At 71.1% G+C, this 24,867-nt stretch carries 26 protein-coding genes; 16 read left to right on the forward strand and 10 right to left on the reverse strand.

Annotation, left to right across the window (positions count from 1 at the left end):
• Positions 1-114: 114 nt before the first annotated feature.
• The 5 genes from ASD69_RS10150 to ASD69_RS10170 all read left to right on the forward strand — a co-directional run bounded on the left by ASD69_RS10150 (position 115) and on the right by ASD69_RS10170 (position 2,945).
• Complete coding sequence (locus ASD69_RS10150; RefSeq protein WP_056177466.1) at positions 115-408, forward strand: hypothetical protein; 294 nt, start codon at positions 115-117, stop codon at positions 406-408.
• A 58-nt stretch (positions 409-466) separates the two neighbouring features.
• Entirely contained in the window at positions 467-964 is a 498-nt protein-coding gene (locus ASD69_RS10155; RefSeq protein ID WP_056177468.1) for a hypothetical protein, read from the forward strand.
• 101 nt (positions 965-1,065) lie between these two features.
• On the forward strand, positions 1,066-1,503 hold the full coding sequence (locus tag ASD69_RS10160) for a carboxymuconolactone decarboxylase family protein (protein WP_056177470.1): 438 nt from the start codon (positions 1,066-1,068) through the stop codon (positions 1,501-1,503).
• On the forward strand, positions 1,503-2,408 hold the full coding sequence (gene sigJ / locus ASD69_RS10165) for an RNA polymerase sigma factor SigJ (RefSeq protein WP_056177472.1): 906 nt from the start codon (positions 1,503-1,505) through the stop codon (positions 2,406-2,408). The genes ASD69_RS10160 and sigJ overlap by 1 nt, the downstream gene beginning before the upstream one ends.
• A 96-nt stretch (positions 2,409-2,504) precedes the next feature.
• Complete coding sequence (locus ASD69_RS10170) at positions 2,505-2,945, forward strand: hypothetical protein (RefSeq protein ID WP_056177475.1); 441 nt, start codon at positions 2,505-2,507, stop codon at positions 2,943-2,945.
• 256 nt (positions 2,946-3,201) lie between these two features.
• Here the strand turns inward: ASD69_RS10170 and ASD69_RS10180 are convergent, their stop codons facing one another.
• On the reverse strand, positions 3,202-3,996 hold the full coding sequence (locus tag ASD69_RS10180) for a TatD family hydrolase (protein ID WP_056177479.1): 795 nt from the start codon (positions 3,994-3,996) through the stop codon (positions 3,202-3,204).
• Between the two features lie 264 nt (positions 3,997-4,260).
• Between ASD69_RS10180 and hrpB the strand changes: the two genes are divergently transcribed.
• A complete protein-coding gene (gene hrpB / locus ASD69_RS10185) occupies positions 4,261-6,774 on the forward strand; it encodes an ATP-dependent helicase HrpB (RefSeq protein ID WP_056177481.1) in 2,514 nt (837 codons plus the stop codon).
• Positions 6,775-6,868: 94 nt separating this feature from the next.
• Positions 6,869-7,888 (forward strand): hypothetical protein, encoded by a 1,020-nt coding sequence (locus ASD69_RS10190; protein ID WP_056177483.1) that lies wholly within the window; start codon positions 6,869-6,871, stop codon positions 7,886-7,888.
• Between the two features lie 139 nt (positions 7,889-8,027).
• On the opposite strand, the gene ASD69_RS10195 is transcribed toward ASD69_RS10190, so the two are convergent.
• Positions 8,028-8,324 (reverse strand): hypothetical protein, encoded by a 297-nt coding sequence (locus ASD69_RS10195; RefSeq protein WP_157499141.1) that lies wholly within the window; start codon positions 8,322-8,324, stop codon positions 8,028-8,030.
• Positions 8,325-8,392: 68 nt separating this feature from the next.
• Positions 8,393-9,064 carry a Fe2+-dependent dioxygenase gene (locus ASD69_RS10200; protein WP_056177488.1) on the reverse strand — a complete coding sequence of 224 codons (672 nt, stop codon included), beginning with the start codon at positions 9,062-9,064 and terminating at the stop codon, positions 8,393-8,395.
• A gap of 154 nt (positions 9,065-9,218) precedes the next feature.
• Here ASD69_RS10200 and ASD69_RS10205 point away from each other — a divergent pair, with 154 nt between their 5' ends.
• Entirely contained in the window at positions 9,219-9,575 is a 357-nt protein-coding gene (locus ASD69_RS10205; RefSeq protein ID WP_056177490.1) for a hypothetical protein, read from the forward strand.
• Between the two features lie 29 nt (positions 9,576-9,604).
• On the opposite strand, the gene ASD69_RS10210 is transcribed toward ASD69_RS10205, so the two are convergent.
• Positions 9,605-10,696: a hybrid sensor histidine kinase/response regulator gene (locus tag ASD69_RS10210; protein WP_057161794.1), complete on the reverse strand. Its 1,092-nt coding sequence runs from the start codon at positions 10,694-10,696 to the stop codon at positions 9,605-9,607.
• A gap of 372 nt (positions 10,697-11,068) precedes the next feature.
• Here ASD69_RS10210 and ASD69_RS10215 point away from each other — a divergent pair, with 372 nt between their 5' ends.
• Entirely contained in the window at positions 11,069-12,022 is a 954-nt protein-coding gene (locus ASD69_RS10215; protein ID WP_056177495.1) for a DMT family transporter, read from the forward strand.
• Positions 12,023-12,305: 283 nt separating this feature from the next.
• Here the strand turns inward: ASD69_RS10215 and ASD69_RS10220 are convergent, their stop codons facing one another.
• The 3 genes from ASD69_RS10220 to ASD69_RS10230 form a co-directional block, all read right to left on the reverse strand.
• A complete protein-coding gene (locus ASD69_RS10220; RefSeq protein WP_056179770.1) occupies positions 12,306-12,839 on the reverse strand; it encodes a pseudouridine synthase in 534 nt (177 codons plus the stop codon).
• 318 nt (positions 12,840-13,157) lie between these two features.
• Positions 13,158-14,021 (reverse strand): class I SAM-dependent methyltransferase, encoded by an 864-nt coding sequence (locus ASD69_RS10225; RefSeq protein ID WP_056177497.1) that lies wholly within the window; start codon positions 14,019-14,021, stop codon positions 13,158-13,160.
• Between the two features lie 79 nt (positions 14,022-14,100).
• On the reverse strand, positions 14,101-15,048 hold the full coding sequence (locus ASD69_RS10230) for a LysR substrate-binding domain-containing protein (protein ID WP_056177499.1): 948 nt from the start codon (positions 15,046-15,048) through the stop codon (positions 14,101-14,103).
• Positions 15,049-15,175: 127 nt separating this feature from the next.
• Between ASD69_RS10230 and ASD69_RS10235 the strand changes: the two genes are divergently transcribed.
• The 3 genes from ASD69_RS10235 (at position 15,176) to ASD69_RS10245 (ending at position 16,393) form a co-directional block, all read left to right on the forward strand.
• Positions 15,176-15,367 carry a hypothetical protein gene (locus ASD69_RS10235; protein WP_056177501.1) on the forward strand — a complete coding sequence of 64 codons (192 nt, stop codon included), beginning with the start codon at positions 15,176-15,178 and terminating at the stop codon, positions 15,365-15,367.
• Between the two features lie 133 nt (positions 15,368-15,500).
• Positions 15,501-15,872, forward strand: coding sequence for a DUF2384 domain-containing protein (locus ASD69_RS10240; RefSeq protein WP_091637461.1), 372 nt, complete (start codon positions 15,501-15,503; stop codon positions 15,870-15,872).
• A 38-nt stretch (positions 15,873-15,910) separates the two neighbouring features.
• On the forward strand, positions 15,911-16,393 hold the full coding sequence (locus ASD69_RS10245; RefSeq protein ID WP_200943978.1) for an RES family NAD+ phosphorylase: 483 nt from the start codon (positions 15,911-15,913) through the stop codon (positions 16,391-16,393).
• Positions 16,394-16,396: 3 nt separating this feature from the next.
• Here ASD69_RS10245 and aceK read toward each other — a convergent pair whose 3' ends face one another.
• On the reverse strand, positions 16,397-18,127 hold the full coding sequence (gene aceK, locus ASD69_RS10250; RefSeq protein ID WP_056177505.1) for a bifunctional isocitrate dehydrogenase kinase/phosphatase: 1,731 nt from the start codon (positions 18,125-18,127) through the stop codon (positions 16,397-16,399).
• A gap of 101 nt (positions 18,128-18,228) precedes the next feature.
• On the reverse strand, positions 18,229-19,452 hold the full coding sequence (locus ASD69_RS10255) for an FAD-binding oxidoreductase (protein WP_235567198.1): 1,224 nt from the start codon (positions 19,450-19,452) through the stop codon (positions 18,229-18,231).
• A 186-nt stretch (positions 19,453-19,638) separates the two neighbouring features.
• On the opposite strand from ASD69_RS10255, the gene ASD69_RS10260 reads away from it, so the two are divergent.
• Positions 19,639-20,526, forward strand: a complete 888-nt coding sequence (locus tag ASD69_RS10260; RefSeq protein WP_082576418.1) for a sulfite exporter TauE/SafE family protein — start codon at positions 19,639-19,641, stop codon at positions 20,524-20,526.
• Here the strand turns inward: ASD69_RS10260 and ASD69_RS10265 are convergent.
• Positions 20,495-21,229 (reverse strand): AraC family transcriptional regulator, encoded by a 735-nt coding sequence (locus ASD69_RS10265; RefSeq protein WP_056177510.1) that lies wholly within the window; start codon positions 21,227-21,229, stop codon positions 20,495-20,497. The genes ASD69_RS10260 and ASD69_RS10265 overlap by 32 nt on opposite strands.
• 103 nt (positions 21,230-21,332) lie before the next feature.
• On the opposite strand from ASD69_RS10265, the gene ASD69_RS10270 reads away from it, so the two are divergent.
• Genes ASD69_RS10270 through ASD69_RS10280 form a run of 3 tightly spaced genes read left to right on the forward strand, consistent with a single transcriptional unit; the run spans position 21,333 to position 24,848 of the window.
• Positions 21,333-22,277, forward strand: coding sequence for a proline racemase family protein (locus ASD69_RS10270; RefSeq protein WP_056179776.1), 945 nt, complete (start codon positions 21,333-21,335; stop codon positions 22,275-22,277).
• A 50-nt stretch (positions 22,278-22,327) separates the two neighbouring features.
• Positions 22,328-23,233: a dihydrodipicolinate synthase family protein gene (locus ASD69_RS10275; RefSeq protein WP_056177512.1), complete on the forward strand. Its 906-nt coding sequence runs from the start codon at positions 22,328-22,330 to the stop codon at positions 23,231-23,233.
• Between the two features lie 28 nt (positions 23,234-23,261).
• Positions 23,262-24,848, forward strand: coding sequence for an aldehyde dehydrogenase family protein (locus ASD69_RS10280; RefSeq protein WP_056177514.1), 1,587 nt, complete (start codon positions 23,262-23,264; stop codon positions 24,846-24,848).
• Positions 24,849-24,867 lie beyond the last annotated feature (19 nt).

Consider the following 24,867-nt stretch of genomic DNA (forward strand, 5'->3'; position numbering starts at 1 on the left):
AGGTCTGCGGCCTCGGGCTTCCCAGTGACCTTCCTCATGCCGCCCTAAAGACCGCGCGACGACGCGGCGCCAGCCTGTGCGGGCCGGGCCCTCCGGCGCCACCGAACCCACGCCATGAAGCTGACCGTCTTGTCCCTGGCCACCGCGCTCGCGCTGGCCGCCTCCCCCGCCTTCGCCACGCCGCCGCAAGCCGCGGCGCTGTCGATCGACTGCGCGCGCCCGGCGCTGCCCGACCAACAGGCGGTCGCGCGCCTGACCGGCATCGACAACCTCGGCCAGGCCTACGCCGTGCGCGCGCGGCTGATGGCCGATGTCGGCCGCGCCTGCCGGCGTGCCGGCGCCCAGCGCGTGCGCATCGTGCTGGCGGAGCAGGCCGGGGATGCGCGCCGGCTCGCCGCCGTCCGTTAACCCTACGCCCACACGGCATGCGCTCTACTGGCGCCCTCGAACGTCCCGGAGCGACCGCATGCGCCTGTCCTATCTGTCCGCCGCCGTACTGAGCGCGGCCTTGGCCGGCTGCGCCGCCACCACCCCCGCCCCGGCCGAACCGGCGGTCGCGCCGGACCGCCTCGCGCCCGCCGAACGCCCGGCCGGCAAGATCGGCGCCGACCAGGTCGGCAAAGTCAGCCCGGTGCCCGCGTTCAAGGGCTTCGGCGAGCACTGGTCGATCGACATCCAGGCCAGCGGCGACATGCAGCACACCGTGGCCCTGACCTGGGGCTCGGGCAGCTACAGCGCGAAGGGGCAGGCGCGTTACAACGGCCAGCCCGCGGACGCGCCGAGTTCGCTGATCGTGCTCAGCGGCGCGCTGGACACGGCGCAGGGCCCCAAGCCGATGATCATCGAGATCTCGCGCAAGGACTGCACCGACGACGGCGACCGCCCGCACCAGCACAGCGTGAGCGTGCGCGTGGAAGGCATGGACCCGCCGCTGCAGGGCTGCGGCGACCTCGCGGTGTACTGAGCGCGGCCTAGCCGACCGGTTCGCGGCCGCATGTCACAGCGGCGCGGACTGGATCGTCGTTCCAGTAAGACGGAATGGTCCGTCGCCCCTGGAGCGAAGCTATGAACGACACCGCCGCACGCGCGATCAACTACCAGCGCGAAATCCCCGACGTGCTGCAGGCCCTGGGCAGCGTGCACCGCGCCATGGACAGTCACGGCCTGGAGCGCGGCCTGCATCATCTGGTGCAACTGCGCGCGTCGCAGATCAACCGCTGCGACTACTGCATCAAGCTGCACACGCGCGAGGCGATCGCCGACGGCGAAACCGAAGAGCGCCTGCAGGTCTTGGCGGACTGGGCCGAACGCGCAGACTTCAGCGCGCGCGAAGCCGCCGCGCTGGCCTGGACCGAGGCCCTGACCCGGCTGCAGCCCGACACCGAGCTGGGCCCGTTGCGCGCGCGCCTGCGCCAGCACTTCAGCGACAATGAGATCGGCGTGCTGACTTCGACCGTGGCGATGATCAATCTGTGGAACCGCATCCAGGTGTCGAGGCACTGATGGCGCAGGCCTCGCACCCGCAGGCCGCCGCGCTCGCGGCGACCTTCGAACGCCAGCGCGGTCTGCTGATCGGCCTGGCCTACCGCATCCTCGGCTCGCGCGCCGACGCCGAGGACGCGGTCCAGGACACCTATCTGAAATGGCAGGACGCCGACCACACCGCGATCGACAACCCGGCCGCGTGGCTGACCACGATCTGCACCCGGCGCAGCATCGACCTGCTGCGCTCGGCGCACCGCAGCCGCGTCGACTACGTCGGCTCCTGGCTGCCCGAGCCCATCCACAGCGCCAGCGAGGATCATCCCGAGGCCGCGCTGTCGCTGGCTTCGTCGCTGAGCACGGCCTTTCTGTTGCTGCTGGAACGGCTGACGCCGAAGGAGCGCGCGGCCTATCTGCTGTACGAGATCTTCGATATGCCCTATCCGCAGATCGCGCGCACCCTGGAGCTGCAGGAACCGGCCTGCCGCAAGCTGGTCTCGCGCGCCAAGGCGCACGTGGAGCAAGGCGGGGTGCGCCACGTCACCCCGCAGCAGCGCCAGGACCAGTTGCTGGCCGCGTTCGAGGGCGCGATCGCCAGCGGCCGCACCGACGACTTCGCGGCCCTGCTGGCCGACGACATCGAGCTGCGCGCCGACAGCGGCGGCAAGGTGCCCACGCGCCTGGACGTGCTGCACGGCCGCGAGCAGGTGCTGGACTTCGTGCTGGGGTCGCTGCGCCAGTACTGGGGCGAGTACCGCTGGATCGTGTCCGACCTCAACGGCGCGCGCGGCGTGATCCTGGAGCACGACGGCCACGTCGCCGCCTCGCTGTCGTTCGCCTACGACCAGGACGGCCGCGCCACCCGCATCTACATCATGCGCAATCCGGACAAGCTGGCCGCGCTGGACGCCCCCGCGATCGGCTGAGCGCGCGTGGCCGGCGCCGACGCATTCACGTAGTCCGCGCCCGCGCGTTCTAAGGGGAGACGGCAAGCTCGCCGTCGCCGTCCGCAGGAGCGCTCCATGCGTGTACTCGTCGTCGCGATCGCCGGCCTGGGTCTGGCCAGCGTGCTCGCGTCCTGGCCGGCGCCGGTGCGTTCGGCCGATCCGGTCGCCGCCTCGTATCCCGCGGCGGTGTTCCGCGGCGGCAATCAGGGCTGGGGTCTGATCGTCGACACCAGCGCCAAGGCCGTGCGCTACGACCTGGTGGTGCCGCAACTGGCCGGCGTGGCCTACGGCGGCCTGATCCCCGATCCGAAGATCAAACCGCAGCCCGACCGCTACGCCCTGATCGGGCGCATCAACGTCAACGGCCAGTTGCGCGAACTGGTGGTGCGCATCAACAAGGTCGCCAGCGGCAAGACCTGCCTGGACAGCGCCGGCAAGAAGCACGCCTATGCGGTGATCGCCGGCGCGGCGCAAACCGCCAACTGGTACGGCTGCGGTGATTTCGCCGCGCAATGAGCGCGATGACGGGCGCCGCATTCCCTGGCTGGGACTGTTGGCGTTCGTGCTCGCCGGCCTGGGCCTGCCGCCGGCACCCGCGACGGGCTTGGCGGACGCGCGCCCGGGCGCTTGCGACGCAGCCGTGGACTGCGCCGCGGCGGGACCGCCGATGGCGGCCCAGGCCGGATCGAGCGTGGATGGCGAGGCGGCGCGGCTCGCGCGTGCAGCGACCGAACCCTGCGATCGCGCGCGCTAGCTCCCGTCGGCGCGCGGCTTACGGCGCCGGCAGTCGGAAAAACGCGCGCGCGGTCGCGGTGCTGTTGGCGGCGGTCAGGGCCACGTCCTCGCCGCGATCGCGCGCGAGTTCCTCGACGATGTGGGCCAGGTACATCGGCTCGTTGCGGCGGTGCGAGGGCGCCGGCTTGACCGTGCGCGGCAGCAGATAGGGCGCGTCGGTCTCGATCATCAGGCGGTCGGCGGGAATGTTCTTGACCAGTTCGCGCAGGTGCTGGCCGCGGCGTTCGTCGCAAAGCCAGCCGGTGATGCCGATGTGCCAGTCCTGATCGAGGTAGTCGAACAGTTCCTCGCGGGTGCCGGTGAAGCAGTGCACCACCGCCGGGCCGAGCCGGCCGTCGAAGTTGCGCAGGGTCGCCATGAAGTCGGCATGCGCGTCGCGCTGGTGCAGGAACAGCGGCTTGCGCGTGTCGACCGCGATCTGCAGCTGCTGCTCGAACGCGCGCCGCTGGGCCGGGCGCGGCGAGAAATCGCGGAAGTAGTCCAGCCCGCATTCGCCCACCGCCACCACCTCGGCATGCGAGAGCAGGGCGCGCATCTCGGCGTCGCATTCGGCGGTGTACTCGCTGGCATGGTGCGGGTGCACGCCGGCGGTGGCGTACAGCTCACCGGGGTGCTTGCGCGCCAGCGCCAGGGCCTTGGGCGAATGCTCGCGGCTGGCGCCGGTCACCACCATTTGCGCCACGCCGGCTGCGCGCGCGCGCTGCAGCACCGCATCGCGGTCGGGATCGAAGCTGTCGTGGGTGAGGTTGGCGCCGATGTCGAGCAGTTGCATGAGGATGCGTTCGATAGCGAGGCGCGCAGTTTAGCAATGCCGGCCACGCGGCTCTCTGGGCGTCCTGTCTGTACTTTCTGTCTGTTTGTGCCTTCTGTGGGAGCGGCGTAAGCCGCGATGAGCGCCGGCCACGACGCAATCGGCGATCCCGGCGTACTGGAGCCATCGCGGCTTACGCCGCTCCCACAGGAAGCGGAAAGCGGGGCGCGTCGTGGCGCGGGCGCCGCGATGGCAAGCGCGCCGCCCCCGCGTATCCTTGCGCGCGTGACCGCGCCCGTCTTCCCCATCGATTCCCTGCTGCCGCAGATCCGCGACAGCCTGGCCGCGCATCCGCGCCTGGTGCTGGAGGCGCCGCCGGGCGCCGGCAAGACCACCCAGGTGCCGCCGGCGTTGCTGGACGCGCCTTGGCTGCAGGGCCGCAAGATCGTGATGCTGGAGCCGCGCCGGGTCGCGGCGCGCGCGGCCGCGCAGTTCATGGCGCGCCAGCGCGGCGAGGCCGCCGGCGAGACCGTCGGCTACCGCATCCGCTTCGAGAACCAGATTTCCGCGCGCACCCGCATCGAGGTCGTCACCGAGGGCATCCTCACCCGCATGATCCAGGACGATCCGACCCTGGACGGCGTGGGCGCGCTGCTGTTCGACGAATTCCACGAACGTCATCTGGCCGCCGACCTCGGCCTGGCCCTGGCCCTGGACGTGCAGGCCGCGCTGCGCGAGGACCTGCGCATCGTGGTGATGTCGGCGACCCTGGACGGCGAACGCCTGGCCCAGTTCCTGGACGCGCCGCGCCTGAGCAGCGCCGGCCGCAGCTATCCGGTGAACATCGCCCACCATCCCGCGCGCCGCGACGAGAAACTCGAACACCAGACCCGGCGCGCGGTCGAGCAGGCCCTGGGCCAGCACCCCGGCGACGTGCTGGTGTTCCTGCCCGGCCAGCGCGAGATCGCGCGCGTCGACGCCGCGCTGCAGACCAGCGAGACGCTGCGCGGCGTCGATGTGCTGGCCCTGCACGGCGAACTGCCGGTCGAACAACAGTCGCGCGTGTTGCAGCCCGATCCCGCCGGCCGCCGCCGGGTGGTGCTGGCCACCAACGTCGCCGAATCCAGCGTGACCCTGCCCGGCGTGCGCGTGGTGATCGACGCCGGCCTGGCGCGTGAGCCGCGCTACGACCCCAACAGCGGTTTCGCGCGCCTGGACGTGGTCGCGATCGCGCAGGCCTCGGCCGACCAGCGCGCCGGTCGCGCCGGTCGCGTCGCCGAAGGCTGGGCCTATCGTCTGTGGCCGGAATCGCAGCGCCTGGAACCGCAGCGTCGGCCCGAGATCGCCCAGGTCGAACTGGCCGGACTGGCCTTGGAGCTGGCCGCGTGGGGCGATGCCTCGTTGCGTTTCCTCGACGCGCCGCCCAACGGCGCCCTGGCCGCCGCGCGCGAACTGCTGCAGCGCCTGGGCGCGCTCGACGGCGGCGCGATCACCGCGTTCGGACGGCGCGTGCTGGCGCTGGGCACGCATCCGCGTCTGGCCGCGATGTTGCTGGCGCCCAGCGATGCGAACGAACGCGCCCTGGCTTGCGACTTGGCCGCGCTGATCGAAGCGCGCGATCCGCTGCGCAGCGGCGGCGATGCGCTGGCCGCGCGCTGGCAGGCGCTGGCCGCGTTTCGCGCCGGGCGCGCGCCGCCCGAGGCCTCGCGTTCGGCCCTGGCCGCGCTGGATCAGGCCAGCAAGCAATGGCGCCGGCGCCTGCGTCTGGACCGCGCGCCGCCGTCGCAGGTGCCGTCGCACGCGCTCGGCGACCTGCTGCTGCACGCCTTCCCCGACCGTATCGCGCGTCAACACCCCAGCGATCCCTACCGCTATCAGCTCGCCAACGGCCGCAGCGCGCGCTTGTTCGACGACAGCGCGGTGTACGGCGAACGTTGGCTGGTGATCAGCGAACTGCGCGACGACCCGCGCGACGCGCGCGTCTTGCGCGCCGCGCCGCTGGATGAAGCGCGCCTGGAGCGCGAGTTCCCGCAGCGCTTCGTCAGCGAGGACCGGGTGGTCTGGGACGCCAACGCGCGCGCGATCGCGGCGGTGCGCGAGCGCCGCTACGACCGCATCGTGATCGATAGCCGCCCGCTCGCGCGGCCGGATCCGTCGCGCTACGCCGATGCGTTGGTCGATGCGGTGCGTCAGCTCGGCCTGGATGCCTTGCCCTGGACCGAATCGCTCAGCCAATGGCGCGCGCGCGTGCGCAGCTTGCGCGCCTGGCTGCCGGAACTGGCCGGCGAGCAGGGCCTGCCGGACCTGTCCGATGCCGCGCTCATGGACGATCTGGACGACTGGCTGAAGCCGGCCTTGTCCGGCAAGACCCGCTTGGACGCGCTCAGCGAAAGCGAACTCGGCGACGCCCTGCGCTCGCGCCTGGACTGGTCGTTGCGCCAGCGCATCGACGCGCTCGCGCCGACCCGCATCGTCGTGCCCTCGGGCATGGAACGCCGCATCGACTATGCCTACGAAGAGGAAGGCGGCGCCGCCGCGCCGGTGCTGGCGGTCAAGCTGCAGGAGCTGTTCGGCCTGGCCGACACGCCGCGCGTCGCCGACGGTCGGGTGCCGCTGACGCTGCATCTGCTGTCGCCCGCGGGCCGGCCTTTGCAGGTCACTCAGGACTTGAAGGGCTTCTGGGAGCGCACCTATCCGGAAGTGAAGAAGGAAATGAAGGGCCGCTATCCCAAGCACCCCTGGCCCGACGATCCCTGGACCGCGACGGCGACCCATCGCGCCAAGCCGCGCGGGACCTAGGGCGGTATGCGCACGCCGCCGCGCCGCGGCGGCTGCTAGGCCTCGGACGCATCGCCTACACTGCTCTGGTTCCCGCTACCGTCCTTCGCCGCGCATGAGCGCCAGCCCCGCCGACCTCCCCGAGTTCCTGCCGTTCAAGCTCGACCTGGTCGGTCGTCGCGTGCTGTGGCTGCGCTTGAACGCGCAACAACGCGCGCAGGCCGCCTTCCTCGACGATCGCGCCTTGCCGGCGAATGCCGAGGGCGGTTGGATGCCGCTGGACTCGTTGCCGCCCGCGCTCGCGCAGGGCGGTCCCCAGGCCGATGCGATCTTCCACATCGGCCATTGCGGCTCGACCCTGCTCAGTCGCGTACTCAGCGCCTGGCCGCAGGTGCAGGGCCTGCGCGAACCGCTGCCGTTGCGCACGCTGGCCGAAGCCTGGCCGCAACTCGGCCAACCCGATTCGCGCCTGTCCGACACTGAAGCGCCGCGGTTGCTGCGCGCGCTGTGGGGCAACTGGAGCCGCGCTCTGCCGCCGCAGACACGCAGCGTGATCAAGGCCACCAGCGGCTGCAACGGCCTGATCGCGCCGCTGTTGAACGCTTGCGGCGACGCGCGCGCGGTGCTCCTGGACATGCCCTTGCGCCCGTACCTGGCGACCTTGCTGAAATCGCCGGCCTCGGTGCTCGACGCCGCCAGCGCCGCCGGCGAACGCCTGCGCGATCTGCAGGCGCGCGGGCACGCCGCCGATGCGGCGCTGCATGCCTTGTCGTTGCCGCAGCAATGCGCGATGGGCTGGCTGGCCGAGCGCGTTCGCTTCGCCGCACATGCGGGCAGCGAACACGCTACGCGCGTGCTGCGTCTGGATTTCGAAACCTTGCTCACCCAGCCCGAAGCCAGCTTGCAGCGTCTGGCGACGCATCTGAGTCTGGACCCGCAAGGCGTGGCGCAAGCGCTGGCCTCACCGGCCTGGGGCCGTTACTCCAAAGCGCAGACCCACGATTACAGCGCGGACGACCGCGCCCACGACCTGACGTTGGCGATGCAACGCCACGCCGACGAAATCGCCGAAGGCGTGGCCTGGGTCGACACGCTCGTGCGCCGCGAACCGGCATTGGCGGCCGTCGCCGACTGATTCGCCGCGGCTGCATCGTCGCGAGCAAAGCAAATCCCCCTCAATCCCCCTTTTCCAAAGGGGGAGGAAAAGCACGGGAGGGGCGGGAAAAGCACGGGTCGTAGGATGCGGTGAGCCTTAGGCGAACCGCATCGTCGCGCTACTTTCGGTCTGCGTCGGCGTCCGCCTTGTCGCGCTTGGCGAGGACCACCACCAAGCATGCGGTCGCCGCGGCGAACAAGCCGTAGAAGAGCACGCCCAGGTCGGTATAGCGCGGGAATAGCGTGAGCGAATCGCGCAGCAGGATCAGGGCGACGATCGCCGCGAGCGCGAACACCACCGCGGCCACGCCGCGCCCGGCGCGTCCCAGCGGCCGCCACAAGGCCATGACGCCCAGCACCAGCAGCGCCGCCGCCATCACCGGCAGGCCGATCATGATCGTCATCAGACCCGACATGTCCGACGCGCAGGCGCTGGTAGGCGACAGCGCGCATGCCGTCGCCCAGGCCGCGCGCCGCCGCGCGCTCACGTATCGGCCCACATCCGGAACAGATTGGTGCGCAGCGATTCCAGCAGCACCTGCAGACGCGGGTCCGGTCCGCCGGGGAGGGCGGCGGCGATCGCGCGCGCTTCGTCCAGTTGCACCAGCAACTCGCGCTTGGACACGTCGGCGACCCAGCTCTGCAGCCAGGTGATCGCGGCCAGGCGCACGCCGCGCGTGACCGGGGTGACGCGGTGGATGGTGGTGGACGGGTAGAGGATGGCGCTGCCGGCGTCGAGCTTGTAGGTCAGGTGCTGGGCGCCGAGTTCGATCATGAGCTCGCCGCCGTCGTACTCGCCCGGCGGGTTGAGAAAGATGGTGCACGACAGGTCGCTGCGCAGCGGCGGCGTGGACGGGAACAAGGCCTCGTCCACGTGCCAGCCGTAGTTCATGCCCGGCTCGTAGCGCACCACCGTGGTCCGCGCCATTTGCTTGGGGTGGGCGTAGGTGCGCACATCGGGGTGGCGCATGAAGGCGTCGCGCGCGATCTGGGCGATGCGCGCGTTGGCCGGGTCCTCCTGCGGCGCCTGCAGGTTCTGCTTAACCGTGGAGTCGGGATTGGTGACGCGGCCGTCGCCGAAGCGCACCTGCGGCAGCAGCTCGCGCACCGCCTGCAGTTCGGCGGCGTTGAGCACGTTGGGCAGCACTCGGATCATGGCGGCTCGCGTCGGGTCGGTCCCGGATCGGGCGATCGGGTGCGGCCATGATCGGCATTCAGCCCCGAGCGGGCAATACGCGACCCCGATCACGCGATTTCAACGATCCGCGATGGAGACTGGCGCTCGCATTCCAGCCCCAGGATCGGATCCGATGAGCAAGCTCAATACGCTGCCCGAACGCGCCATGGAACTCGTCGCCACGGTCGGCGAGAGTCTCAAACAGGTCCCCGGCAGTGCCGGCAAGCTGCTCGAAGCGGGCGTCGTGCTGGGCGCGGTCAAGACCGGCGCGCGCGTGGCGGGCGGTTTCGTGCGCCGCAACCCGGCGATCGCGGTGGCCGCGGTGGCCGGCGCCGGCCTGCTGTGGCTGGCCGCCCGCCATCGCGCCAAGCAGAACCGCGCCGACGCGCCGATCGAAGGCAGCGCCAAGCGCATCGACGCGCGCCGCGCCGACGGCAGCACCCGCCGCCGCCGCGCTCGGACGACCGACGAAGGCACCGCCAGCGAGTAAGGCCCGGTCCGGATCGCCCGAGGCCGCCGCTACGGCGCCTCGGGCAGCTCCACCACGAAACGCGCGCCGCCTTGGCGGCGGTCCTCGTACCAGAGCTGGCCGCCGAAGTTGGCCACGATCTGGCGCGCCAGCGACAAACCCAGCCCGCTGGACAGGCCGTCGTCGACGCTGTCCTCGTGCAGGCGCACGAACGGCTTGAACAGTTCGCGCTGACGCCCGGGCGCGATGCCGGGGCCGCGGTCGGCCACGATCAACTGCCAGAACCCCGGCGCGCCCGGACGCGCGGCCAGCAGCAACTCGCTGCCGGGCGCGTACTTCATGGCGTTGGTGACCAGGTTTTCGCTAACCTGACGCAGCACGCGCGGGTCGATCGCGACCTCGGCCGTGCCCGGCGGCGGCGCCACCTCGATGCGGATGCCGCGCGCGTCCAACTGCATCTCGTAGCGGTGCACCAGCCATTCCAGGGTCTGGCCCAGGTCGGCGCGCTCGTCGCCGCTGGCCGCGCGCTTGCCGGCGCTGCTGCTTTCCAGGTAGTGACGGATGTAGCCCAGGGCATCGTCCGCGCTCTCGTGGATCATCTGCAGGTAGCGCGGCACGCGCTCGGGCTTGCAGCCGCCGCTGCGCAGCAGGTCGCTGGCGAACAACACGCTGGTGAGCGGATTCTTGAGGTCGTGCGCGACCAGGTTGACCAGCTCCTCGCGCTCGCGCGCGACCCGTTCCAGGCGGTCGCGGGTGAGCTTGAGGCCGACGTGGGCGTTGACCCGCGCCAGCAGTTCCTCGGGCAGGAAAGGCTTGGTGACGTAGTCGACCACGCCGGCGTCGAAGGCGCGCAGCAGCAGGTCGCGGTCGTGGGCCGCGGTCACGAACACCACCGGCACCTTCAACGGCGCCTGCGCGCGCAGCGCCTGCATGACCTCGAACCCGTCCATGCCCGGCATCATCACGTCGAGCAGGATCAGATCGGGTTCGGATTCGGCGTAACGCGCGAGCGCTTCGTCGCCGCTGGAGGCCGGGATCACTTCGTAGCCCTGGCGCTGCAGCAGGGTGCCGACCACGCGCAGATTGGCGGCCTGGTCGTCGACCACCAGAATCCGGCCCATGGACGTCGTGGCGATGGTCATTCGTCCGGTGTCGCTCCCCAAAGCCTGTGTGGCTGGCGCCAGGTCCGGCAAGAGGTGGGCATCGCGGTCCGGAACCGGCGAGCTTTGCGGCGAGTCCTGCCGCGCCTCTGACACGTCGTCTATGCGCATTTATGGTGGCAACTTAACAGAATATTTCGCGGCGTAGCGGCGCGTTTCCGGGGACAGTCTGAACCATTCACCGGCGTTCGCAACGTCGCCGTGGGGGGCGCTGCGGGCGGGTCCGGCGGGCGCCGTCGGCGCATCGATTTCCAGCCGCCGCCGTCCGGGTTCGCCGGCTCCGCGGCGGCGGCCGCCCCGGCCGGCCCCGGCGCGGCGGCTATCATGGCCGGGCTCCGTCTTCGCGAACCCGCCGTGACCCCCACCCACGACCCCGCCGCGCGGCGCCTCGGCCTGAGCCTGGCCGCGGCCGGCGCGATCCTGTTTTCGGCCAAGGCAATCCTGGCCAAGCTGCAGTACCGCTACGGCATCGACGCCTTGGACGTGATGGCGCTGCGGATGTCGCTGTCGCTGCCCTTGTTCGTCCTGCTGGGCCTGCGCGAGACCCGCCGCGCCCGCACCCGCGGCGACGGCTTGAGCCGGCGCGACCTGGGGATGATCGTGGTGCTGGGCGTGCTCGGCTACTACCTGTCCAGCCTGCTCGACTTCTGGGGCCTGGAGTACGTGCCGGTCTCGCTGGAACGCCTGATCCTGTTCCTCAATCCGACCTTCGTGCTGCTGATGGGCGTGTTCGCGTTCGGCCGCAAGGTCGCGCGCAAGGAATGGATCGCGATGGCGGTCAGCTATGCCGGCGTGGCCCTGGTGATGGTCGAGAACCTGCGCGTGGAAGGCGATCACGTGCTGCTGGGCAGCGCGCTCGTGCTGATGGCGGCGTTCTGCTACGCGCTGTACCTGGCGATGTCGGGGCAGCTGATCCAGCGCGTGGGCTCGCTGCGCCTGGTCGCCTACGCGATGGTGGTGTCGACCGCGGCCACCCTGATCCACTACATGATCGCGCGCGATCCCGCGCATCTGCTGCAGCTGCCCTGGCAGGTCTACGGCCTGGCCGCGGCGAACGCGCTGTTTTGCACCTTCCTGCCGGTGACCTTCACCATGGCCGCGGTCGCGCGCCTGGGCGCGGGCACGGCGGCGCAGCTGTCGGTGCTGGGTCCGGTGTCGCTGGTGTTCCTGGGCGGCTGGGTGCTGGGCGAGGCGATCACGCCGGTGCAGATCGTCGGCACCGCGGTGGTCTTGGGCGGGGTGTTGATCCTGACCCGGCCGGGCGCGAACTCGGTACCGGTGGCGCCGCCGATGGCGGAGCGGGAGTGAGGGGCACGCGGTAGCGACGCGCGCTTCGGTGGCGACGTCGCCGCATCGTCAGCGCGAATCGCGGCTTACGCCGCTCCCACAGAAAGCGCGTCGCCGCTTTGGGGTAGGAGCGGCGTAAGCCGCGACCGCGCCACCACAGACACCGCGCAAGCCCCATACCCCCTGTAGGAGCGGCGCAAGCCGCGACCGCGCCACCACAGACACCGCGCAAGCCCCACGCTTTCTGTGGGAGCGGCGTAAGCCGCGATCGCGACACCCCGAACGGCGGCGAGCTTCGATCGCGCTAGAGCTCCCGCCACGCGCCCGGCGCCAACCCGTCCAGGCGATGCTCGGCGATCGCCACCCGCACCAAGCGCAAGGTCGGCAGCCCCACCGCCGCGGTCATGCGCCGCACCTGGCGATTGCGGCCTTCGCCGATGGTCAACGCCAGCCACGCATCCGGCACGGTCTTGCGAAAGCGCACCGGAGGATCGCGCGGCCACAGCGTCGGCGTCTCGATGCGTGTCGCTTGAGCGGGGCGGGTGCGGCCGTCGTTGAGGTCCACGCCCTCGCGCAGCGCGCGCAGCTGCGCCTCGGAAGGATCGCCCTCGACCTGCACCCAATAAGTCTTGCTCTGCTTATGACGCGGATCGGTGAGCCGATGCGCGAGGCCGCCGTCGTCGGTGAGCAGCAGCAGGCCTTCGCTGTCGTGATCGAGCCGCCCGGCCGCGTATACCTCCGGCGGCAAACCGAAGCCGGCCAGGGTCGGCCGCGGTGGCTGGCTGCGGTCGGTGAACTGGCAGAGCACCCCGTAAGGCTTGTTGAACGCGATCAGCATGCGCGCATGATCGCCGAGGCGCGCCCGCGTCGCCAAACCGCATGCCTGCGGCGCCCCTCACTCCAGTCACGCCCCGGCCCCAGCGCACAGCGGTCGGACGTTCGGTGCGGCGCGAGCCCATCGCTCGCTGCACCTCACCCCGCAAGCGGGAGAGGGGCTAATGCGTCGGTTGTAGGATGCGGTGAGCCGCAGGCGAACCGCATCGTCGCGACCTCCCGCCGCCGGCGCTGCCGCGCATCGGCAAGCGCCAGCACGCGACTCGCGCGATCGCAGCACGCGCCCGCGATCCAGCCGCAAGCGCGCGCTGACCCGCAGTCCTCAGCCCGGCTTCTTGAAGCGCAGGGTCATGCGGTCGCTTTCGCCGATCGCTTTGTACTTGGCGTCGTCGGCGGCGTCGTGCTGGTTGCTGGGCGGCAGGGTCCACACGCCGTTGGGATGGTCGGCGGTGTCCTTGGGATTGGCGTTGACCTCGCTCTTCTCGTCGAGCACGAAGCCGGCGCCCTGGGCCAGTTCGATCACCAGCGCTTCGGTGAGGTAGCCGGACTTCTTCATCGCTTCCAGATCGGTGCCGGGCTTGGCGCGGTGATCGACCACGCCGAGCACGCCGCCGGGCTTGAGCGCATCGAAGAAGGCCTTGAAGTAGGCCGGCGCGTTGCCGTCGGAGACCCAGTTATGGGCGTTGCGGAAGGTCAGCACCACGTCGGCGCCGCCGGCCGGGCCGAAATTCGGCGCCTTGGGATCGAACACGCGCACGTCGGGCTTGCCGTAGATCGCGGGGCTGTCGGCGAACTTGGCGCGCAGCGCGGTGTTGAGGCTGTAGCGGTACTTGGGCTGGTCCGGAATCGCGTCGTCCCACACCGCGGCCACGTACTGGCCGTCGTCCTTGAGGTAGGGCGCCAGCACTTCGCTGTACCAGCCGCCGCCGGGGGTGATTTCGATGACGGTCTGGCCCGGCTTCACGCCGAAGAAGCTCAGAGTCTGGGCCGGGTGGCGGTAGACGTCGCGGGCGCGGTTCTTTTCGTTGCGCCAGTCGCCGGCGAGCACGCGCTCGAAGCTGGCGGCTTTCGTGGCCGCGGCGGCTTTCGCGGCGGGTGGCTTGGCTTCGACCGACGCGGCGCCCAGGCCGAGCGCGGCGGCGATCACGGCGACCAGCAAGGGACGGTGCAGGGAGAGTGCGGTCATGCGTCGGCCTCGGAGCGGAAAGGGCGATCAGCCTAACCGCTGCCGCGTTAGCGGCCAGTGCCGGTCGTCCCGGACCCGCTCAGGTCTGCGAGTGCTTGCGCACCGGTCGCGTCAGCGCTTCGTCGCTGGGCAGGGTCTCGTGCATGCGCTGCACATAGGCCTGGGCCTGTTCGTGCACCCAGCCGCGGAACGCGAGCAGGCCGGCGTGATCGGCCGAGCGCTGCGGGTAGACCAGGTAATGGGCGTAGTCGGTGCGCAGGCGTTCCGGGCGCAGCGACACCAGCTGGCCGTTCTCGATCAGCAGGCGCGTGCGCGCCATGCGTGCCAGCGCCACGCCCATGCCTTCGACGGCGGCGCGGTGCATGGTCTCGGAATCGTCGAAATGGGCGACGTAGCGGTTGGGTTCGCGGCCGCCGTAGTGCTCGAACCAGTCGCGCCAGTGATCGGCCGGATCGCCCAGCAGCGGCCAGCGCTGCAGATCCTCCAGTGCCGGCAGCCCGCCCATGCGTTCGACCAGCTTGGGGCTGGCCACCGGGGTCAGGGTTTCGTCGAACAGGTGCTCGATCACCACGCCCGGCCAGCCGCCGTAGCCGCCGCGCAGGGCGGCGTCGACATTGGTCTCGCGCTCGAAATCGACCAGGCGCGTGCTGGACTGCAGGTTGAGCTCCAGCTGCGGATGCAGGGCCAGGAAATCGCCCAGCCGCGGTACCAGCCAGGCCGAGGCCATCGAGGCCATCAGGCTCAGGGTGAGCACGTCGTCGCGGCAGGGCGCGTAGGGGCGCAGGGCGTGGTCCAGCGCCTCCAGGTGCGGCGCGATCCGGTTCATCAGGCGCTCGCCGTCGGCGGTCAGCTTGACCCCGCGCGGACCGCGATCGAACAGGCGCCGCCCGAGGCGCTCCTCAAGTGCACGGATCTGGTGGCTCAAGGCACTCACGGTGAGGTGCATCGAGCCCGCGGCGCGGGTCAGGTTGCCGCTGCGGGCGGCCGCGGCGAAGCCCAGCAGGGCGTGCAGAGGAGGGCGGCTCATCTTGAATTCTGCTCAAGGCTGACTTGCAGAATAGTCGCTTTTTCAAGGCCAAGCCTAAGCGTAACTTGCACCTTACTCAACTAGCCAGTCCATTCCGGACCGGCGCCCGTCCCGCCAGGAGCACGTCATGAGCGTCTTGAGCATCTACAAGGACCTGCTGTTCATGCAGGGATACCTGACCGATCACCGCTTCTTCGACCCGCCCGAGGCCGTGCCGGCCGCCGACACCAAGGCGGTGGTTCCCAAGCCGATCCTGGCCGGCGTCCCCCAGGCCGCCGCCAGCTGCGGCGTCCCAGGCGCGATCGGCGCGTGCTGCTGATAGCGACGGGCCGCCTGCGCGCCCTCCCCTAGAAGGCCCGGCCCGTCCGGGCCTTCGCTTTATGGGAGTCGCGCGGGCCTTGCTTGTGCAATATATAGGCGTACTATGGGCTCAAACCGAGCAGGAGCCCGCCGTGTCCGCCGCCGCCTTCGACACCTTCCTCGAAACCCTACGCGAGCCCTCGCGCCCGACCCTGTCGCCGGTGCGCATGGCCCAGGCCCTGCACATGGGCGTGAGCGACCTGGCCGGGCTGGCGCGCGTGCACCGCAATACCGTCACCGGCAATCCGGAGTCGGCGCAGCTGCAAGGCGCCTTGCGCGACATCGTCAAAGTGCTGGCCGCGGCCTACCGCGTGAACGACGACCGCGAGCGCACCCTGTTCTGGTTCATCAACCACCCGATCGCCGAGTTCGGTTACCAGACCGCGGCCGATCTGGTGCGCGACGGCAAGTCCGAAGCCGTGATCCGCTACCTGGCGACGCTGGAAGGCGGCGCCACCGGATGATCCTCGCGGGGCTGGGGCCGGAGCTCCCGGCGTATCGCATGCACACCCCGCGCTGGTCGTTCCAGCCGCTCAGCGGCGCCGGCGCGGCCGTGGCCGGCGGCCGCCTCAACCGCCCCGGCATCGACGCGCTGTATCTGGCGCTGGAGCCGGACACCGCGATCGAGGAATTCCGCCAGGACGATCCGCTGGTGCGCCCCGGCACCCTGGTCGCCTACCGCGTCAGCATCGCGCGCGTGGCCGATTTCCGCGCCGGCTACGACCCCGCGCAGTGGGCGCCGCTGTGGCAGGAGCTGTCCTGCAACTGGAAGCGCCTGGCCTTCCTGGACGGGATCGAACCGCCGAGTTGGGTAATCGCCGACGACGTGCGCGCCGCCGGCCTGGCCGCGATCGTGTTCCCGTCCACCCGCCGCATCGGCGGCCTGAACCTGGTGGTGTATCCCGACCTGCTCGGCGCCGACGACCGCCTGCTGGTGCACGACCCGCGCATGGACCTGCCGATCGATCCGTCCAGCTGGCGCTGAGCGCTAGGGCAGGCGCCGGTCCAACGGATACGGCGCGACATCGGTGTAGCGGCCGGCGACCAGCGCGGCCTGCACCTGTTGCCACCAGGCGACCTGGAAGATCTCCGGGTGCGCGTGCAGCAGCGCGCCCAGCAAGGGCGGCGCCAGGCCGAGGAAGCGCGGGAACTGCTCGGGGAACACGTCGTTGCCGGCCGCGTAGAACCAGGCCCCCGATTCCATCTCGTCTTCGTGATTGCGCGCCTCGGGCACCGCGCGGAAGCGGCAATCGGTGACCAGGCACAGCTCGTCGTAGTCGTAGAACACCGCGCGGCCGTGGCGCGAGACGCCGAAGTTCTTCAGCAGCAAGTCGCCGGGGAAGATGTTGGCCAGGGCCAGGTCCTTGATCGCCTGGCCGTAGTCGATCGCGGCGGCGCGCGCGGCCTCCAGCGGCTGCTCGCGCAGGTACAGGTTCAAGGGCCGCAGCCGGCGTTCGACGTAGCACAGGTGCAAGACCAGATCGTCGCCGTCCTGGGTGATGCTGCCGGCGCAGGTGCTCAGCAGTTCCTCCAGCAGGTCCGGCGCGAAGCGCGCGCGCGGAAAGCGCAGGAAGCGGAACGGCTGCGCATCGACCAGGCGGCCGACGCGGTCGTGGTGGAACACCAGCGCGTACTTGGCCTCGACTTCGGTGCGCGCGATGTCCTTGGGATAGGCGAAGCGGTCGCGGATCAGTTTGAACACCAGCGCATAGCTGGGCAGGGTGAACACCGCCATCACCATGCCGCGCTCGCCGTCGGCGCGCACCAGGCGTTCGCCGGCCTGAGCCGCGAACTGACGGAAGAAGGTGCGGTAGCGTTCGGTCTTGCCCTGCTTGGCGCGGCCGAGCACGGTGTAGAGCTCGTCGATCGGTTTGCCCGGCAGCAAGGTGCGCAGGAACACCACCGCGTCGCCGACCGTGGCGAGGTCGGCGTGGAAATAGCTGCGCGAGTAGCTGAACAACTGGACCACGTCGGCGCGCAAGGTCAGCACCGCATCCACGCGCAGGGCGCCGCCATCGTTGACCAGGGCGATCACGCAGGGCGAGAACGCGCGTTCGCCGAACACCCGCCCGATCAGGTAGGCGCGGCGCTCGCGATAGAACACCGCGTCCAGCAGCTCGATCGCGCGCACGGGACTCGGGCCCCAATGGTGCAGATCGTCCTGCAGGCGCACCGCGATCCCGGCCGCGCAGCGCGTGCGGTGCGCGTAGGGCACCGCGAACGGATAGTCGTCCAGCACCCGCATCAGGGTTTCGGTGAGCCGGTCCTCCGACACCGCGTAGCTGTGGCGCGCGACCGGGTGGGTGATGGCGTCGGTGGGCTCGATGTCCAGGGCCACGAACTCGATCGCCGCGTCCACGCCGCGGGTCTTGAAGAAGCGCCGGGTCAGGGTGTTGAAGAAGGTCTTGTAGAGCTCGCGATCCAGCAGCGGCTCGATCTGTTCGGCGTAGCGCGCGTGCACCGCCGACCACAGCGCGCGGTCGTGGGCCTGCGCGCCCAGGCGCGCGTCCAGCGCATCGCTGGCCTCGGCCACGCAGCGGTCGTACAGGGCGATGCGTTCGACCGCGTCGTCACGCGCGCCGTTCCAGTCGCAGGTTTCGAAACGGCCCTTGGCGCGTCGGGTGATCGCGGCGAAGCGCGCGTGGTAATCGGCGAAGGCCTCGCGGATCTGCGCGGCGACGGCGTCGGCTTCGACCAGGGCGACGGGATCGATGGGCATGCGGCCAGTGTACGGCCCACCCGGGCGGCGGCGCGCGCATCCGCGCGTGCGATTCGGAAATCTTGCAGGCGCAAACCTTACCGTCTTGAATCGCGCCGGCGTCAGCCGCCGAAGCGGGCCAGATCGAAGGCCGCCAGTTCGGGCGGTGCCTCGGCCTCGCTCATCGCTCGGGCTACGAGTTCGCCGCTGATCGCGGCCAGGGTCAGCCCCAGGTGCTGGTGGCCGAACGCGTAATGCAGGCGCGGATGACGCGCGCTGCGCCCCATCGCCGGCAGATAGTCGGGCAGGGTGGGGCGCGCGCCGAACCATTCGCTGGGCTCGCCGCGTACCGGCAGGCCGAGTTCGGCGACGTGACGGCGCAGGCGCCGCCACTTGCCAGGGTCGGGCGGCGAGTCCACGCATGCGTATTCGACGAAACCGGCGGCGCGCAGGCCGCCATCGAAACGGGTCACGATCATCGAGCGGTCCTCGAACACCACCGGCGGCCGATCCGGCCAGTCGTGGTCCGCCCACTGCAGGTGATAGCCGCGCTCGGCCACCAGCGGCGCATCGATGCCGACCGAGGCCATCAGGGCGCGCGAACGCGCGCCGGCGCAGACCAGCACGCGCTCGGCGCGCAGTTCCGCGCCGTCGCCGGTGCGCGCGAGCACGCCGTCGTCGTCGAAGCTCAAGGCCTCGATGCGGTCGTAGCGGCGCTCGCCGCCCATGGCCTGGTAGCGGTCGTGCAACGCCGCGGCCAAGCGGCGCGGGTCGGCGATCTGGGCGGTGCCGGAGAACGCGATGCCGGCTTCGATCGGCGCGCGCAACGAAGTACGCAGAGCGTCGAGGTCGCGCGCGATCAAGGCATCGAAACGGGTGTCGCCGATATCGCTGTGCTCCCAGCTCGCGCGGCCCTGCTGCGCGCTGCGCGCGGACTCCCAGCAGACCCAATGCCCGGTTTCGCGCAGCAAGTCCGGCTGCTCCAGGGTCTGCGCGAGTCTTTGCCAGGCCGGCAGCGCTTGCGCGAGCAGGCCGCGCAAGGCCAGCCGGCCGCGTTCGTAGGCGGCGGGCGAGCAGGCGCGCAGATAGCGCCAGACCCAGGGCGCGATGCTGAGCGGATCGCGCAGCGCCAGCGGCCCGCCGAAGGCGTACAGCCGCCGCGGCGCCGAGCGCAGGGTCGCGGGCGAGGCCAGCGGCTGCGCCTGTTCGGTGGCGATATGCCCGGCGTTGCCCCAGGACGCGGCCGCGCCTTCGCGATCGGGATCGGTCAGGAGCGTGCGCCAGCCGCGTTGCTGCAGGGCCAATGCGCAGGCATGGCCGATCACGCCGGCGCCGATCACGAGCACGGAAGACGAAGTTCGGCTCAAGCGCGCGGCCCGGGCGGACGAGGAGCCTCGATGCTAGGCGCGGCCGCGGCGGGCGACTACGCAAATATCCGCACGCCGGGCGCGGAAGCCAGACAAGCCGCGCGCGCCGGCGCGCACCGAACATGCCTCGGCACGCGTCCGCGTGCGCTGCGCAGGAGTCGGTCGATGGATCCCATCCGGGACGGCACCATCCTTTTGCTGTCGGCACTGACGCTGCTGGCCCTGGGCTATGTCGGGCGCTGGTGGATGATCGAACGCGCGCGCCGCGTGCCGACGGACGCGCCGCGTCGGCCGGATGCGCGCGATCTGGCGACCGGCTTCGTCGCCAACTTCTTCGACACCCTCGGCATCGGTTCCTTCGCCACCACCACCGCGATCTTCAAACTGCGCGGCCGCGTCGACGACGACCGCATTCCCGGCACCTTGAACGTCGGCAACGCGCTGCCGACCGTGGTCCAGGCGCTGATCTTCATCGCGGTGGTGGAAGTCGACCTGACCACCCTGCTGGGCATGATCGGCGCGGCCGTGGTCGGCGCCTGGCTGGGTGTGCGCGTGGTCGCCCGCCTGCCGCGGCGCGCGATCCAGATCGGCATGGGCGTGGCCCTGCTGATCGCGGCCGGGCTGTTCCTGGCCGCAAATCTGGATTGGCTGCCCGGCGGCGGCGTCGCGCTGGGATTGGAAGGCGGCAAGCTCGTGTTCGCGATCGCGGTGAGCCTGTTGCTGGGCGCGCTGATGATGCTGGGCATCGGCCTGTACGCGCCCTGCCTGATCCTGGTCGCGCTGCTGGGCATGAATCCGATCGCCGCGTTCCCGATCATGATGGGCGCCTGCGCCTTCCTGATGCCGGTCGGCGGCGGCGCCTTCGTGCGCTCGGGCCGCTACGACCTGCGCGCGGCGCTGGGCCTGGCGGTGGGCGGCATTCCGGGCGTGCTGATCGCCGCGTTCGCGGTCAAGTCGTTGCCGCTGGAATGGCTGCGCTGGCTGGTGCTGGTGGTGGTGCTGTACGCGGCTGCGCAGATGCTCATGTCCGCGCGCAAGGCGGCGCCGGCTTGAGCCGGCGATAGTCGCGCGGGGTCAGGCCGACGCTGGCCTTGAACTGGCGGCTGAAGGCGCTTTGATCGGTGAAGCCGCACTGGTGGCCGATCGCCGCGATGGTGTCCTCGCCGTGCAGGCGCTGCATCGCCGCTTCGATGCGCAGGCGCGTGAGCCATTGCTGCGGCGCGAGCTGGAACACGCGCCGGAACTGGCGTTCCAGTTGCGATAACGACAGGCCAGCCAATTCCGCCAGGGCCTGCATGCGCACGGGTTCGCCGTAATGCGCTTCCATGTGGTCGAGCACGCGGCGCAGGCGCGCGTAGCCGGGATGACGGCCGTCGGGCTGGGCGAGGTCGCGCGAGATGCCGATCAGGCCCAACACCTGGCCTTCGTGCCACAGCGGCTGCTTGCTGGTCAGGCACCAGCCCGCGGCGCGGTTCTGGAACATGTGCATTTCCAGCTGGTCGTCGATGCGCCCGCCGGCCAGCACGCGCCGGTCCTGCGCGGAGTAGCTGTCGCCCAGGCGCGCCGGAAACAACTCGCTCGCGCCGCGGCCGATCACCGCCTCGCGCCCGCCCAGGCCCAGGCGCTGGACCAGGGTCTGATTGGCGTGGGTGTAGCGGCCCTGGCGGTCCTTGATGAAGAACACCACGTCGGGCAGACGATCGAACAACTCCTGCAGGAGGTCCGGGTCCACCAGCGGCAGCGGCGCGGAAGGCATCGTCCGATTATGCGACGCGCGCGAAACTTTGTGCCGATTTCCGCATCCGCCGTGGCGCAAGCCCGCTAGACCCGCACGCGCCCTCGGCCGGACCATGGCGATCATGCGCAGCATCGACTACATCGACAGCCACACCGGCGGCGAGCCCACGCGGGTGGTGCTGTCCGGCCTGCCCGATCTGGGCACCGGCGATCTGGCCGAGCAGCGCGCGGCCTTCGCCGCCCGCCACGACCGCTGGCGCAGCGCGATCGCCTGCGAGCCGCGCGGCTCCGACGCCATGGTCGGCGCCTTGCTGCTGCCGCCGCAGCACGTGTTCTCGGTGGCCTCGACGATCTTCTTCAACAACGTCGGCACCCTGGGCATGTGCGGCCACGGCACCATCGGCCTGGTACGCACGCTCGCGCACCTGGGCCGGATCGGCCCGGGTCGGCATGCGATCGACACGCCGGTGGGCACGGTGGTGGCGCAGCTGCACACCGACGGTCTGGTCTCCATCGACAACGTCGAAAGCTATCGCCACGCCCAGGACGTGGTGCTGGACGTGCCCGGCTACGGCCGCGTGCGCGGCGACGTGGCCTGGGGCGGCAACTGGTTCTACATCACCCGCGACGGCACGATCCCGCTGGCGGTCGCGCATTGGCGCGCGCTGACCGCCTACACCGAGGCGATCCGGCACGCGCTGGAAGCCGCCGGCGTGCGTGGCGCGGGCGGCGCCGAAATCGACCACATCGAACTCAACGGCGCGGCCACCACGCCCGGCGTGGATGCGCGCAACTTCGTGCTGTGCCCGGGCCTGGCCTACGACCGCTCGCCCTGCGGCACCGGCTTCTCGGCCAAGCTGGCCTGCCTGGCCGCCGACGGCGCGCTCGCGCCCGGTGCGGTCACGCGCATGGAGAGCGTGCTGGGCAGCGTGTTCGAGGGCAGCTACGAACATGCCGCCGATGGCCGCATCCGTCCGCGCATCAGCGGCCGCGCGCATCTGATGGCGCAGGGCCGGCTGCTGGTCGAGGACGACGATCCCTTCGCCTGGGGCGTGCGTCCCGAGTAGACGCCGCGCGCCGCGAACCCTTTCAACACCGTATCGAACAGGATCCCTACATGAGCAACGCAAGCTTCTGGCGCGGCGTCGTGCCCGCCATCACCACGCCGTTCGCCGCCGACGGCTCGGTCGACCACGCCTTCCTCGCCCGCCACGCCAACCAGCTCATCGACGCCGGCTGCACGGGCATCGTGCCGCTGGGTTCGCTGGGCGAGGGCGCGACGCTGTCGTTCGAGGAGAAGCTGGCGATCATCGAAACCCTGGTCGCGGCGCTGGGCGATCGCGCGCCGGTGATCCCCGGCATCGCCGCCCTGTCCACCGCCGAGGCCGTGCGCCTGGCCCAGGCCGCCGAGCGTCTGGGCGCGCGCGGCCTGATGGCGCTGCCGCCCTACGTCTACTCCACCGACTGGCGCGAGATGGGCGCGCACATGCGCGCCATCCTCGAGGCCACCGACCTGCCGGTGCTGCTGTACAACAACCCGGTCGCCTACAAGACCGACTTCGTGCCCGAGCGCATCGCCGAGCTCGCCGCCGCCTATCCGAACCTGCAGGCGGTCAAGGAATCCTCCTGCGACATCCGCCGTTTCGCCGCGATCAAGGCCCTGCTGGGCGACCGCCTGGAACTCATGGTCGGCATGGACGATGCGATCGTGGAAGGCGTGTCGATGGGCGCGGTGGGCTGGATCGCCGGCGTGGTCAACGCCTTCCCGGCCGAATCGGTGCGCGTGTTCGAACAGGCCCGCGCCGGCGGCGCGCCGGCGGCGATGGCGCTCTACGCCTGGTTGCTGCCGCTGCTGCGCATGGACACCGTGCCCAAGTTCGTGCAGCTGATCAAACTGCAGCAGCAGCGCGTGGGCATGGGCGACGAGCGCGTGCGCGCGCCGCGTATGGTGGTGGAGGGCGCCGAACGCGCCGAGGCGCTGGCGGTGATCGAGCACGCCCTGGCTACGCGCCCCAAGCTTTGATCCAGGCCACCCCGCGAGGAATCAGCGCATGCAACCGATCCTGATCGCAGGCCAATGGCAGCAGAGCCGCGACGACGCCGGCGGCTTTCGCGCGTTGGATCCGGCCAGCGGCGAGCCCATCGGCGAGCTCTTTCCGCGCTCGGGCCCGCGCGATATCGAGGCGGCCGTGGCCGCGGCCAGCGCGGTCGCCGACGAACTGGCGGCGACCGCGCCCGCGCGCATCGCCGATTTTCTCGAACGCTACGCGGCCGGCATCGAGGCGGCCGCGGACGAGCTGGTCGCGATCGCGCATGCCGAAACCGCGCTGCCGCTGGCGCCGCGCCTGTCCGCGGTCGAACTGCCGCGCACCACCGGCCAACTGCGCCAGGCCGCGGCGGCGGTGCGCGCCTACGCCTGGACCCATCCGGTCATCGATACCCAGGCCGGCCTGCGCGCGCACTACGCGCCCCTGCACAAGCCGGTGCTGGTGTTCGGCCCCAACAATTTCCCGTTCGCCTTCAACGCGGTGGCCGGCAGCGACTTCGCCTCGGCCATCGCCGCGCGCAATCCGGTGATCGCCAAGGCCCATCCTTCGCATCCGGGCACCAGCCGCGTGCTCGCGCGCATCGCCCATGAGGCCGTGCACGCCAGTGGCCTGCCGGAAGCGACGGTGCAGCTGCTGTACGACCTCGACCCCGAACGTGGCCTGCAGCTGGCCGGCGACCGCCGCCTGGGCGCGATCGGTTTCACCGGTAGTCGCGGCGGCGGTCTGGGGCTGAAGGCCGCGGCGGACCGCGCCGGTATCCCGATCTACGCCGAGATGTCCAGCGTCAACCCGGTGTTCCTGCTGTCCGGCGCGCTGCGCGAACGCGGCGAGGCGCTGGCGCAGGAGTTCTACGCCTCCTGCACCCTGGGCAGCGGCCAGTTCTGCACCAACCCCGGCGTGGTGGCGCTGCCGCAGGGCGAGGACGGCGACGCCTTCGTCGCCGCCGCCGCCGCGCGCTTCGCCGCCGCGGCGCCCGCAGTGCTGTTCTCTTCCGGCGTGCAGCGCCAGCTGGAGCTGGCGGTGACGCGGCTGCGCGCGGCCGGCGCGCAGGTGGTGGCCGGCGCGGCGCAGGCGTCGGGTCCCGGCGCGCGCTATGCGCCGACCCTGCTGAGCGTGGACGGCGCGGACTTCCTAGCCGCCGCCGAAGCCCTGCAGCAGGAAGCCTTCGGACCGGTCTCGCTGCTGCTGCGTTATCGCGACGCCGACCAGGCCGTGGCGATCGCGCGCGCCTTCGACGGCAATCTCACCGGCAGCCTGCACAGCGCCGCCGACGGCAGCGACGAGGAAACGCGCACGCGCATCGCCGCGGCCTTGCGTCCGCGCGTGGGCCGTCTGATCGACGACAAGTGGCCGACCGGCGTGGCCGTGAGCGCGGCCATGCAGCACGGCGGGCCCTATCCCAGCACCAGCCACGCCGGCTTCACCTCGGTCGGCATGCCCGCGTCCATCCATCGCTATGCCGCATTGCACAGCTACGACAACGTGCGCCAGGACCGCCTGCCGCCCGAGCTGCGTGACGCCAACCCCGGCGGCGTGCAACGCTGTATCGACGGAGTCTGGACCACCGCCGACCTCGATTCGGGCGTTTGACGCGACCGGGTCGGATCGA

Source organism: Lysobacter sp. Root604 (assembly GCF_001427505.1).
Lineage (GTDB): Bacteria > Pseudomonadota > Gammaproteobacteria > Xanthomonadales > Xanthomonadaceae > Lysobacter.